This window comes from Pseudomonas sp. TH43, from assembly GCF_016650635.1.
Classification (GTDB): Bacteria; Pseudomonadota; Gammaproteobacteria; order Pseudomonadales; family Pseudomonadaceae; genus Aquipseudomonas.
In genome coordinates, this window is the sequence record NZ_JAEKFI010000004.1 from 1,666,688 (window position 1) to 1,679,051 (window position 12,364).

Consider the following 12,364-nt stretch of genomic DNA (forward strand, 5'->3'; position numbering starts at 1 on the left):
ATCACTGCGCCTGACGATCAAGCTTCTTCAGAAACACCGTCATTTCCTTCTCGGCCTGCTTGTCGCCGTGGGCGCGGGCCGCTTCCAGCCCTTGTTCCCATGCCTGTCGCGCGGCGGCGTGATCGCCCAGCGCCAGGTGCGCCTTGCCCAACAGCTTCCACGCTGCCGAATACTTCGGATCGAAGCCGACACAGCGCTGGAAATGCTCGGCTGCTTTGGCATTCTCTCCAAGATCCAGATAGCCCTTGCCGAGGCCGAAGCGCAGCAGGGCGTTATCCACACCCTTGGCGAGCATTTTTTCCAGGGATTCGAGCATGGTGGATTCCTTTTCTGGTGTGTCAGGGAAGATTTGTGGCGCCGCCATCGCTGGCAAGCCAGCTCCCACAGGATTCTCTGGTGTACATCACATTTGTGAACAACCCGAAAACCTGTGGGAGCTGGCTTGCCAGCGATGGGGCCAGTCAAGGCACCGGTCATGCTGGGTCAGAAGAAGCTCAACCCCACATGAAACAGCTTCTCCACATCGCGAATATGCTTTTTATCCACAAGGAACAGAATCACATGGTCGCCCGCTTCGATCACGGTGTCGTCGTGGGCGATGATCACCTGTTCGTTGCGGATAATTGCGCCGATGGTGGTACCCGGCGGCAGGCCGATCTTTTCAATCGGCTTGCCGATCACCTTGCTCGACTTCGCATCACCGTGGGCAATGGCCTCGATGGCCTCTGCCGCACCGCGGCGCAGTGAGTGCACGCTGACGATATCGCCACGGCGTACGTGGGCCAGCAAGGTGCCGATGGTCGCCAGTTGCGGGCTGATGGCGATGTCGATGTCGCCGCCCTGAATCAGGTCGACGTACGCCGGGTTGTTGATGATCGTCATGACCTTCTTCGCCCCCAGCCGTTTGGCCAGCAGCGACGACATGATGTTGGCTTCGTCATCGTTGGTCAGCGCGAGGAAAATGTCGGCGTCGGCAATGTTCTCCTCCAGCAGCAAATCGCGATCCGAGGCGCTGCCCTGCAACACCACGGTGCTGTCGAGGGTGTCCGAGAGATAACGGCAACGGGCCGGGTTCATCTCGATGATCTTCACCTGGTAACGGCTTTCGATGGCCTCGGCCAGACGCTCGCCGATCTGCCCGCCGCCAGCAATGACGATGCGCTTGTAGGTTTCATCGAGGCGGCGCATTTCGCTCATCACTGCGCGAATATTCTCACGGGCGGCGATGAAGAAGACTTCGTCATCGGCCTCGATCACCGTATCGCCCTGCGGCAGGATCGGCCGGTCGCGGCGGAAGATCGCGGCGACGCGGGTCTCGACGTTGGGCATGTGCTCGCGTAACTGGCGCAGTTGCTGACCGACCAGCGGCCCGCCGTAATACGCGCGCACCGCCACCAGTTGCGCCTGACCTTCGGCGAAGTCGATCACCTGCAACGCACCGGGATACTGGATCAGGCGCTTGATGTAATTGGTGACCACTTGCTCGGGGCTGATCAGCACGTCGACTGGAATCGCTTCGTTCTGGAACAACTGTTCTTCGCGGTTCAGGTAGGACGCTTCGCGCACCCGGGCGATCTTGGTCGGGGTGTGGAACAACGTGTGAGCGACCTGGCAGGCGACCATGTTGGTTTCGTCGCTGTTGGTCACGGCCACCAGCATGTCGGCATCGTCGGCACCGGCCTGACGCAGCACCGATGGCAGCGAGCCGCGGCCCTGAATGGTGCGGATGTCGAGGCGATCACCGAGGTCGCGCAGGCGCTCGCCATCGGTGTCGACCACGGTGATGTCGTTGGCTTCGCTGGCCAAGTGTTCAGCCAGCGAACCGCCGACCTGTCCCGCACCGAGGATGATGATTTTCATCCAGTCACTCCATTGAATCCGTTTAGCCGCGCGCGGCAGCGATCTTGATCAGCTTGGCGTAGTAGAACCCGTCATGGCCGCCCTGCTGGGCCAGCAATTGGCGACCATGGGGCTGCTTGATCCCGGCTGTGGTGGCCAGATCCAGTTCACGGGCGCCCGGTGTGCGCTCAAGAAATGCGGCGATGACCTCGGTGTTCTCGGTCGGCAGCGTCGAGCAGGTGGCGTAGAGCAGGATGCCGCCGACTTCGAGGGTCTTCCACATCGCGTCGAGCAGCTCGCCTTGCAGTTGCGCGAGGGCGACGATGTCGTCGGGTTGACGGGTCAGCTTGATGTCCGGATGGCGACGGATCACGCCGGTGGCCGAGCATGGCGCGTCGAGCAGGATGCGCTGGAACGGTTTGCCGTCCCACCATTTCTCGGTGTCGCGACCATCAGCGGCGATCAGTTCGGCGTTGAGGCCGAGGCGCTCAAGGTTTTCCTTAACGCGCACCAGACGTTTGGCTTCGAGATCCACCGCGACCACGCCGGCCAACGCCGGTTCGGCTTCGAGGATGTGGCAGGTCTTGCCGCCCGGCGCACAGCAGGCGTCGAGTACGCGCTGGCCCGGGACCAGATCAAGCAGGTCGGCAGCCAGTTGTGCGGCTTCGTCCTGCACGCTGATCCAGCCTTCGGCGAAACCCGGCAGGCTGCGCACGTCGGCGGCGGCTTCGAGGATGATGCCGTCGCGGCTGTAAATACACGGTGTTGCGGCGATACCCGCTTCAGTCAGCAAGCCGAGGTAGTCATCGCGGCTGTGATGACGGCGATTGACCCGCAGGATCATTGGCGGATGCGCGTTGTTCGCTTCACAAATGGCTTCCCACTGCTCAGGCCAGAACGCCTTGAGGGATTTTTGCAGCCAGCGCGGGTGAGCAGTGCGCACCACCGGATCACGTTCCAGCTCGGCGAAAATCGATTCACTTTCGCGCTGAGCGTTGCGCAGCACGGCGTTGAGCAAACCCTTGGCCCAAGGCTTTTTCAGCTTGTCGGCGCAACCGACGGTTTCGCCGATGGCCGCGTGGGCCGGCACGCGGGTGTAAAGCAATTGGTAGAGGCCGACCAGCAGCAATGCCTCGACATCGGCGTCTGCAGCCTTGAACGGCTTTTGCAGGAGTTTTTCCGCCAGGGCCGACAGGCGTGGCTGCCAGCGCGCGGTGCCGAAGGCCAGATCCTGAGTGAAGCCGCGATCGCGATCCTCGACCTTGTCCAGTTGTGTTGGCAGCGAACTGTTCAGCGACGCTTTGCCGCTGAGGACGGCGGCGAGTGCCTTGGCGGCGGCCAGACGCGGGTTCATTGCGCGTCCACCGCTGCGCCGAGCAGCGTGCCGACGGCGAATTTCTCACGACGGCTGTTGAACAGGTCGCTGAAGTTCAGCGCCTTGCCGCCGGGCAATTGCAGGCGGGTCAGGCACAGCGCCTGTTCACCACACGCGACGACCAGGCCGTCCTTGCTGGCGCTGAGGATTTCACCCGGTGCGCCGTTGCCTTCGGCGAGTGTCGCCGCCAGCACTTTCAGCGCTTCACCGTTGAGGGTGCTGTGGGTGATCGGCCATGGGTTGAAGGCGCGAACCAGACGTTCAAGCTCAACCGCCGGACGGCTCCAGTCGATACGTGCTTCGTCCTTGTTGAGCTTGTGCGCGTAAGTGGCGAGTTCATCGTTCTGCACTTCGCCCTGCAGAGTGCCAGCCGCCAGACCGGCAATCGCTTGCACCACGGCCGGCGGGCCCATCTCGGCGAGACGGTCGTGCAGGCTGCCGCCCGTGTCTGCAGCGCTGATCGGGGTGACGACCTTGAGCAGCATCGGCCCGGTGTCGAGGCCGGCTTCCATACGCATCACGGTCACGCCGCTTTCGGCATCGCCATGTTCCACGGCGCGCTGGATCGGCGCCGCACCGCGCCAGCGTGGCAGCAACGATGCATGGCTGTTGATGCAACCGAGACGCGGAATATCCAGCACCACTTGCGGCAGGATCAGGCCGTAGGCGACCACCACCAGCAAGTCCGGTTTCAGCGCGGCCAGTTCTGCCTGGGCATCGGCGTTGCGCAAAGTCGGCGGCTGCAACACCTGGATATTGTTTTCCAGCGCGAGCTGTTTGACCGGGCTCGGCATCAGTTTTTGCCCGCGACCGGCCGGACGATCCGGTTGGGTGTAGACCGCGACGATCTCGTAAGGGCTGTTCAGCAGGGCCTTGAGGTGTTCGGCGGCGAATTCCGGGGTGCCGGCAAAAACGATGCGCAGTGGCTCAGTCATGAAGGGAGTCTCATAAAAAGAAAAAGGCTTGCCGCAGCAAGCCTTTGAAGGAGGGGCATCAAGCGTTCTGGCGGTGCTGCTTTTCCAGTTTCTTCTTGATCCGGTCGCGTTTGAGCGTGGACAGGTAATCGACGAACAATTTGCCGTTGAGGTGGTCGCATTCGTGCTGGATGCACACCGCGAGCAGGCCTTCGGCGATCAGCTCATAGGGCTTGCCGTCGCGGTCCAGCGCCTTGATCCTGACCTTCTGCGGGCGGTCGACGTTTTCGTAGAAGCCCGGCACCGAGAGGCAGCCTTCCTGGTATTGCTCCATTTCTTCGGTCAGCGATTCGAACTCGGGGTTGATGAACACCCGCGGTTCGGTACGGTCTTCGGAAAGGTCCATCACGACGATACGTTTGTGCACGTTGACCTGGGTCGCGGCAAGGCCGATGCCCGGCGCTTCATACATTGTTTCAAACATGTCATCGACCAACTGACGCACTTCGTCGTCCACTACAGCCACAGGCTTGGCGATAGTGCGCAGACGCGGGTCCGGGAATTCGAGGATGTTTAAAATGGCCATAGGCTTTGATTGCTGCACATGTTGAGTAAAGTCGGGCGATGGCCTGGCAGGTCCGAAGATGCAGGCTACCGTTGTGAAGCGTAGCTTCTACAAAATCAGAAGCGAGCCACAGGGGCTCTGACGGTTCACGCGAATGCACATGATAAAGGGATTCACTGCATGAGGAAAACACTACTCGCCCTGCTGCTGTTGGCTTCGGCCGGCGTGGCGCAAGGGCAAGTGCAGCTCAGGGATGGTTTTCCACAGCAATACACGGTGGTTTCGGGTGACACACTCTGGGACATTTCCGGCAAATACCTGCGCGAGCCCTGGCAGTGGCCACAGTTGTGGCGGGCCAATCCGCAGATTGAAAACCCCAACCTGATCTATCCGGGCGACACGCTGACGCTCAGCTACGTCGATGGCCAGCCACGTCTGATGCTCAATCGCGGCGAGTCGCGCGGCACCATCAAGCTGTCACCGCGGATCCGCACCAGCCCGGTGGCCGAGGCGATTCCGAGCATTCCGCTGAAATCGATCAACAGTTTTCTGCTGAGCAATCGCATCGTCGACAAGGTCGAGGATTTCGACAAGGCGCCGTACATCGTCGCTGGCGATGCAGAGCGCGTGCTCAGCGGCACCGGCGACCGCATCTACGCGCGTGGCCAATTCGATCCGAACCAGCCGGTTTACGGCATCTTCCGCCAAGGCAAGGTTTACACCGATCCGCAGACCAAGGAGTTCCTCGGGATCAACGCCGATGACATTGGCGGCGGCGAAATCGTCGCGACCGAAGGCGACGTCGCCACCCTCGCCCTGCAACGCACCACGCAGGAAGTGCGCCTCGGCGACCGTTTGTTCAGCGGCGAAGAGCGCTCGATCAATTCGACCTTCATGCCCAGCGCGCCCACCACCAGCATCAACGGCGTGATCATCGATGTGCCGCGCGGTGTCACCCAGATCGGCGTGATGGATGTGGTGACCCTGAACAAAGGCAAACGCGACGGGCTGGTCGAAGGCAACGTTCTGGAGGTGATGAAAACCGGCGAAACCGTGCGCGACCGCATCACTGGCCAACCGCTGAAAATTCCCGACGAACGCGCCGGGTTGCTCATGGTCTTCCGCACTTACGACAAACTCAGCTACGGCCTCGTCCTCAACGCATCGCGCTCGCTGGCGGTGCTCGACAAGGTGCGAAATCCTTAGCTGGCTTAACAAGTTACCAACAGAGTTATCCACAGCTTGTTCCGAATCGTTCGGGACTTATAACGATCAAGGATGATCCATGATGCTGTCTGTCTGCACGCCCGTTTCCCCGGCGGAACTGGAAGCGCGCTTGCGCCTGCACCGCTTGCCGGACATCGGCCCGAAGCGTTTTGCAAAATTGCTCGAAGCCTTTGGCTCGGCGTCGAAAGCCATCAGCGCTCCGGCCAGCGCCTGGCGCTCGCTGGGGTTGCCGGCGTCCAGTGCTGACGCGCGAAGATCCCCTGAAGTGCGCGACGGCGCCAGCCACGCAATGCGCTGGCTAGAGCGGCCTGATCAACATTTGCTGATGTGGGATCAGCCGGATTACCCGGCGTTGCTGGCGCAGATTCCTGACCCGCCACCGTTGCTGTTTGTCGCGGGTGACCCGCTGATTCTGGAAAAACCGCAACTGGCGATGGTCGGCAGCCGCCGCGCTTCGCGTCCGGGGATGGACACCGCGGCGGCGTTTTCCCGCAGCCTCGCCGGGGCCGGTTTTGTCATCACCAGTGGCTTGGCGCTGGGCATTGATGCCGCTGCGCATCAAGCCGCGCTGGATGTCGGTGGGCTGACCGTGGGGGTACTCGGCACTGGGCTTGAAAACTTTTATCCACAGCGCAATCGACGCCTCTGCGACGCGATGATCGCGTCCGGCAGCGCGGTGCTTTCGGAGTTTCCGCTGGACGCGGGACCGACGGCGAGCAACTTCCCACGGCGCAACCGGATCATCAGCGGTTTGTCCCTCGGTGTGCTGGTGGTCGAGGCCAGCGTGGCCAGCGGTTCGTTGATCACGGCAAGGCTGGCCGCGGAACAGGGGCGTGAGGTTTACGCGATTCCCGGCTCGATCCATCACCCCGGTGCTCGGGGTTGTCACCAGTTGATTCGCGATGGCGCGGTGCTGGTGGAAACCATCGAGCACATCCTCGAAGCGCTGCGCGGCTGGCAGCGTTTGCCGTTGTCCACAGGGACGCCGACAGTCGACCATCCGTTGCTCGCCCTGCTTCACGCCGCGCCGCACACCAGCGAAGCGTTGGCCGGCAGTAGCGGCTGGACGCTGCCGAAAGTGTTGGCAGCCCTCACCGAATTGGAGATGGAGGGTCGCGCGGTGTGTGAAAACGGTCGCTGGCTTGCGCGGGTGAGCTAGGTTTTACGGGGAAGATCGGTAAACTGCGCGAAACCTGTTTGCGGAGAGTTTTTTCATGGTCAACAGTTGGCGTGTGCAACAAGCCGCACGAGAGATTCGCGCCGGGGCGGTGATTGCCTATCCAACCGAAGCCGTCTGGGGGCTGGGTTGCGACCCGTGGAACGAAGAAGCGGTGGATCGTCTGCTGGCGATCAAGAATCGCTCGGTCGACAAGGGCCTGATTCTGGTCGCCGACAACATTCGTCAATTCGACTTCCTGTTCGAAGACTTCCCGCAAGAGTGGATCGACCGCATGGCCAGTACCTGGCCGGGGCCGAACACTTGGCTGGTACCGCATCAGGACTTGTTGCCGGAGTGGGTGACGGGTGTGCATGACACCGTGGCGTTGCGTGTCAGCGATCATCCGCAGGTGCGTGATTTGTGTTCGATGGTCGGGCCGTTGATTTCGACCTCGGCCAACCCGCAGGGACGGCCGGCGGCGCGCACGCGGTTGCGGGTCGAGCAGTATTTCCGCGGGCAGATCGATCTGGTGCTGGGCGGGGAATTGGGCGGGCGCAAGAACCCCAGCCTGATTCGCGATCTGGTCACCGGCAACATCGTGCGTCCGGCCTGATACCGAGTTGCCTCATTCGCGAGCAGGCTCGCTCCCACAGATGAAATGCGTTCCAAAGGTGGGAGCGAGCCTGCTCGCGAAAGGGCCGGTCAAGGCAACAGAATTGTTGAACCTGTCGTGCGTCGCGCTGACAACTCGGTCTGCGCTTTGGCCGCCTCAGCCAACGAATAGCGCTGGCTGATAGCCACCTTGATCTTGCCGCTGATGATCATCTCAAACAGCTCGTCCGCCATCCGCTGAAGGTTCTCGGCATTGTTGGCATAAGTTGCCAAGGTCGGCCGGGTCACGTACAGCGAGCCTTTCGCCGAGAGAATCCCCAGATTCACCCCGTCCACCGCCCCCGAGGCGTTCCCGAAGCTCACCACCAGCCCGCGCGGTGAAACGCTGTCCAGCGACGTCAGCCAAGTGTCCTTGCCGACACCGTCGTAGACCACCGGGACTTTCTTGCCATCGGTCAGCGCCAGCACGCGCTCGGCAACGTTTTCGTGGCTGTAATCGATGGTCTCCCAAGCGCCATTGGCTTTGGCCAGATCAGCCTTGTCTTTCGAGCTGACGGTACCGATCAACTTCACGCCCAACGCCTTGGCCCATTGGCAGGCCAGCGAGCCGACGCCCCCGGCCGCGGCGTGGAACAGAATGGTTTCGCCACCCTTGAGTTCATAGGTCTGGCGCAGCAGGTATTGCACGGTGAGGCCCTTGAGCATCACCCCGGCGGCGGTTTCAAAACTGATTGCGTCCGGCAGCTTCACCAGGTTGGCTTCAGGCAAAACGTGCAACTCGCTGTAGGCGCCCAGCGGGCCACTGCCGTACGCCACGCGATCACCGACCTTGAACCGGGTGACCTCGCTGCCCACTGCATCGACAACCCCTGCGCCTTCTGCGCCCAGACCGGACGGCAAGGCTGGTGGCGCATACAGACCGCTGCGGAAATAGGTGTCGATGAAATTCAGGCCGATGGCCTTGTTGGCCACGCGCACTTGGTTGGGGCCGGGTGCGGCGGGTTCGTAGTCAACATATTCGAGCACTTCGGGGCCGCCGTGGGTGCGGAACTGGATACGCTTTGCCATCTGCCTGCTCTCCTTGGGTCTTTCGTAAGCCCCCTATCCAACTCCCATGCTTGATCTTCGTCAACTGCGGCGCGCCGGTTTGCGGTGGTATGCTACGCGCCCATTTGCGTCGACCCCCGCCTGCGGGGCGCCGCGTAGTGATGCCCGATTCAAGGTGAAGCCATGACGACCCGCACCGACGCCGTAAAGGCCTATCTGCTCGACCTGCAAGACCGCATCTGCGCCGCACTCGAAAACGAGGACGGCGGCACGCGCTTCGTCGAAGACGCCTGGGCCCGGCCGGCCGGCGGTGGCGGTCGCACCCGCGTGATCGAGAACGGCACGCTGATCGAAAAGGGCGGCGTCAACTTTTCCCATGTGTTCGGCAGCGGCCTGCCGCCGTCGGCCAGCGCCCATCGCCCGGAGCTCGCCGGTCGCGGTTTTGAAGCCCTCGGCGTGTCGCTGGTGATTCACCCACACAACCCGCATGTGCCGACATCCCACGCCAACGTGCGCTTTTTCATCGCCGAGAAGGAAGGTGAAGAGCCGGTCTGGTGGTTCGGCGGCGGCTTTGACCTGACTCCGTATTACGGCAACGAAGAAGACTGCATCCACTGGCACCGCGTCGCCGAGCAGGCCTGCGCGCCCTTCGGGCCGGACATCTACCCACGCTACAAGGCCTGGTGCGACACCTACTTCCACATCAAGCATCGCCACGAGCCACGGGGCATCGGCGGGCTGTTCTTCGATGACCTGAACGAGTGGGATTTCGACACCAGTTTCGCCTTCATGCGTGCCATCGGTGACGCCTACATCGACGCCTATCTGCCCATCGTGCAGCGCCGCAAGCACGATGCATTCACCGCGCAGCAACGCGAGTTCCAGGAATTCCGCCGTGGCCGTTACGTCGAGTTCAACCTGGTTTATGACCGTGGCACGCTGTTCGGCCTGCAATCGGGCGGGCGTACCGAATCGATCCTGATGTCGCTGCCGCCGCAAGTGCGCTGGGGCTATGACTGGAAGGCTGAACCCGGCAGCGAAGAAGCGCGCCTGACCGAGTATTTCCTGCAGGACCGCGACTGGCTGGCCGAGGCCTGAGGATTTCTGATGGATCGTTACGTCGTTTTCGGTAACCCGATCGGCCACAGCAAATCGCCGATGATTCACAAACTGTTCGCTGAACAGACTGGCCAAAGCCTCGACTACAGCACTTTGCTGGCGCCGCTCGAAGATTTCGCTGGTTGCGCCACGGCGTTTTTCCAGCAAGGTCGCGGCGCCAACGTCACCGTGCCGTTCAAGGAAGACGCCTACCGTCTGGCCAACAGCCTGACTGCCCGTGCGCAACGTGCCGGCGCGGTGAACACCTTGAGCAAACTGGCCGACGGCTCGCTGCTCGGCGACAACACCGACGGCGCTGGACTGGTGCGTGATCTGACGGTGAACGCCGGGTTCAGCCTGAGCGGCAAACGCATTTTGTTGCTGGGTGCCGGAGGCGCAGTGCGTGGCGCGTTGGAACCGTTGCTGGCGGAAAAACCGGCGTCGGTGATCATCGCCAATCGCACCGTGGACAAGGCTGAGTTGCTGGCCGAGTTGTTCTGCGACCTGGGGCCGGTATCGGCCAGCGGTTTTGATTGGCTGCGCGAGCCGGTGGACGTGATCATCAACGCCACATCGGCGAGCCTGACCGGTGATGTGCCGCCGATTGCGCCGAGCTTGATCGAGCCGGGCAAAACCCTGTGCTACGACATGATGTACGGCAAGGAGCCGACGGCGTTCTGCCGCTGGGCCAGCGAGCAGGGTGCGGCGGTGTCGATGGATGGTTTGGGGATGCTGGCAGAACAGGCGGCGGAGGCGTTCTTTTTGTGGCGTGGGGTGCGTCCGGATACGGCACCGGTCCTGGCCGAGCTACGCCGACAACTAGCGCAATAACCCTTGTAGGAGTGAGCCTGCTCGCGATAGCGGAGTGTCAGACGCAAATGCTTCAACTGATACTCCGCTATCGCGAGCAGGCTCACTCCTACAGGGGGATGCGGTGTTTGTTGAATTAATCCTCAAACCGGATCGGACATTTCTCCGGCCCTTCAAGCTTCCTCAATTCCTCCACCACCTGCGGCCGCGCCCCACGCAGGGTCAAACTGCGACCCTGGCTCAGCAAGCGCCGTGCCTCCTGATGCAGCATCTCAACCCCCGAATAATCGATGAAGTTGATCTGCTGCGCCTCGATCACCACGCGCGCGCCGTGCAAGCGTTGCAGACGCACTTGCAGGTAATGGCTGGCGCCGAAAAAGATCGAGCCGCCGACCCGCAGCACATCGTCCTCGTCGTCACGCCAATGCTGCACGCGCGGTTGCGACGTGCGCTTGAGGTAGAAGAACAGCGACGCGAGCACCCCGGCATAGATCGCCGTTTGCAACTCCAGCAGCAATGTGGCGAGACACGTCAGGGCCATGACCACAAACTCGGCACGGCTGACCCGCAGCAATGCGCGGATGCCACGATGATCGACCAGTCCCCAAGCGATCAGCAGAATGCTGCCCGCCATCGCCGGGATCGGAATGTGCGCGATCAGCCCGGCGCCGAAAATCGCGAACAGCGCGACCCAGATTGCCGAAAACACTCCGGCCAGCGGCGAGCAGGCACCTGCCTCATAACTTAATCCCGAGCGGGTGAATGATCCGGCGGACAACGATCCGGAAAAGAACGCCCCGACAATATTCGATAAACCCTGCGCACGGACTTCCTGGTTGGCATCAAGCAATTGCTGCGAGCGCGCAGCAATCGAGCGGGCAATCGACAGGCTGGTGACCAGCCCGAGCATGCCCACCGCCACGGCGCTGGGCAGCAAGCGCAGGATCAAATCCAGGTCCAGCGGCAACCCGCTGAAGGGCGGCAAGCGGCCGACAAAAGCGCTGACCAGATGCACGTGGCCGAACATCGCCGGCCACAGCCACACCAACACGCTGGCCAATACCAGCGTGATCAACAGCGTAGGCCAGCGCGGCAGCAGTTGTTTCAGCACCACGCCGACCACCACGGTAGCGATGCCGAGCAGCAAAGAGGGTTTATCCACAGCCCCAAGGTGTTGCAGCAAATCCATCAGGCTGGCCAGCGCCGTGGCTTTCGCTGGCAGTTCCAGCCCGAGCAGATTCGGCAACTGCCCAATGGCGATCACCACGGCCGCGCCGAGGGTGAAGCCGAGCACCACCGAATGCGAGACGAAGTTCACCAGCGCGCCAAAGCGCAGCAAGCCAAGCAGCCACTGGAAAATCCCTGCCAGAAACGTCAGCAACAGAATCAGAGTGATGTAGTCCTGCGAGGCCGGCACGGCCAATGGGCTGACGCTGGCGTAGAGCACGATCGAAATCGCCGCCGTCGGCCCGCAGATCAGATGCCACGAAGAACCCCACAGGCAAGCAATCAACACCGGGATGATCGCGGCGTAGAGGCCGTATTCGGGTGGCAGGCCGGCGATCAGCGCGTAGGCAATCGACTGGGGTAAGGCGAGAATCGCACCGCTGAGGCCGACGATCAGGTCCCGTCCGACGCTGGCGCGGGTTTGCCGCGGGAGCCAGGTGAGGAAGGGCAAGAGTGAGCGGCGACTGGGGAAGGCCATGGGTCCTCGCGGT

The 12,364-nt window shown here is 62.2% G+C and carries 12 protein-coding genes; 5 read left to right on the forward strand and 7 right to left on the reverse strand.

The window, feature by feature from the left end; translation table 11 throughout:
* Position 1: 1 nt before the first annotated feature.
* The 5 genes from JFT81_RS23980 to def all read right to left on the reverse strand — a co-directional run bounded on the left by JFT81_RS23980 (position 2) and on the right by def (position 4,714).
* Positions 2-316, reverse strand: coding sequence for a tetratricopeptide repeat protein (locus JFT81_RS23980; protein WP_201229525.1), 315 nt, complete (start codon positions 314-316; stop codon positions 2-4).
* A 167-nt stretch (positions 317-483) separates the two neighbouring features.
* On the reverse strand, positions 484-1,860 hold the full coding sequence (gene trkA / locus JFT81_RS23985) for a Trk system potassium transporter TrkA (RefSeq protein ID WP_201229527.1): 1,377 nt from the start codon (positions 1,858-1,860) through the stop codon (positions 484-486).
* Between the two features lie 22 nt (positions 1,861-1,882).
* Positions 1,883-3,193 carry a 16S rRNA (cytosine(967)-C(5))-methyltransferase RsmB gene (gene rsmB, locus JFT81_RS23990; protein WP_201229529.1) on the reverse strand — a complete coding sequence of 437 codons (1,311 nt, stop codon included), beginning with the start codon at positions 3,191-3,193 and terminating at the stop codon, positions 1,883-1,885.
* The gene (gene fmt, locus JFT81_RS23995) at positions 3,190-4,149 is read right to left on the reverse strand and encodes a methionyl-tRNA formyltransferase (protein ID WP_201229531.1); all 960 of its coding nucleotides are present in this window, start codon (positions 4,147-4,149) and stop codon (positions 3,190-3,192) included. The genes rsmB and fmt overlap by 4 nt, the downstream gene beginning before the upstream one ends.
* 58 nt (positions 4,150-4,207) lie before the next feature.
* Positions 4,208-4,714, reverse strand: a complete 507-nt coding sequence (def, locus tag JFT81_RS24000) for a peptide deformylase (protein ID WP_122855361.1) — start codon at positions 4,712-4,714, stop codon at positions 4,208-4,210.
* A 159-nt stretch (positions 4,715-4,873) separates the two neighbouring features.
* Between def and JFT81_RS24005 the strand changes: the two genes are divergently transcribed.
* The 3 genes from JFT81_RS24005 (at position 4,874) to JFT81_RS24015 (ending at position 7,692) form a co-directional block, all read left to right on the forward strand.
* Positions 4,874-5,899, forward strand: a complete 1,026-nt coding sequence (locus tag JFT81_RS24005) for a LysM domain-containing protein (RefSeq protein ID WP_201229533.1) — start codon at positions 4,874-4,876, stop codon at positions 5,897-5,899.
* 79 nt (positions 5,900-5,978) lie between these two features.
* Positions 5,979-7,079, forward strand: coding sequence for a DNA-processing protein DprA (dprA, locus tag JFT81_RS24010; RefSeq protein WP_201229535.1), 1,101 nt, complete (start codon positions 5,979-5,981; stop codon positions 7,077-7,079).
* Positions 7,080-7,134: 55 nt separating this feature from the next.
* The gene (locus JFT81_RS24015; RefSeq protein ID WP_201229537.1) at positions 7,135-7,692 is read left to right on the forward strand and encodes an L-threonylcarbamoyladenylate synthase; all 558 of its coding nucleotides are present in this window, start codon (positions 7,135-7,137) and stop codon (positions 7,690-7,692) included.
* A gap of 89 nt (positions 7,693-7,781) precedes the next feature.
* Here the strand turns inward: JFT81_RS24015 and JFT81_RS24020 are convergent, their stop codons facing one another.
* Positions 7,782-8,759 carry a quinone oxidoreductase gene (locus JFT81_RS24020; protein WP_201229539.1) on the reverse strand — a complete coding sequence of 326 codons (978 nt, stop codon included), beginning with the start codon at positions 8,757-8,759 and terminating at the stop codon, positions 7,782-7,784.
* A 162-nt stretch (positions 8,760-8,921) separates the two neighbouring features.
* Between JFT81_RS24020 and hemF the strand changes: the two genes are divergently transcribed.
* Both hemF and aroE read left to right on the forward strand, forming a co-directional pair.
* Positions 8,922-9,836 carry an oxygen-dependent coproporphyrinogen oxidase gene (gene hemF, locus JFT81_RS24025; protein WP_201229541.1) on the forward strand — a complete coding sequence of 305 codons (915 nt, stop codon included), beginning with the start codon at positions 8,922-8,924 and terminating at the stop codon, positions 9,834-9,836.
* Between the two features lie 9 nt (positions 9,837-9,845).
* Positions 9,846-10,667 (forward strand): shikimate dehydrogenase, encoded by an 822-nt coding sequence (aroE, locus tag JFT81_RS24030; protein WP_201229543.1) that lies wholly within the window; start codon positions 9,846-9,848, stop codon positions 10,665-10,667.
* A gap of 115 nt (positions 10,668-10,782) precedes the next feature.
* On the opposite strand, the gene JFT81_RS24035 is transcribed toward aroE, so the two are convergent.
* Entirely contained in the window at positions 10,783-12,351 is a 1,569-nt protein-coding gene (locus tag JFT81_RS24035) for a SulP family inorganic anion transporter (RefSeq protein WP_201229544.1), read from the reverse strand.
* Positions 12,352-12,364 lie beyond the last annotated feature (13 nt).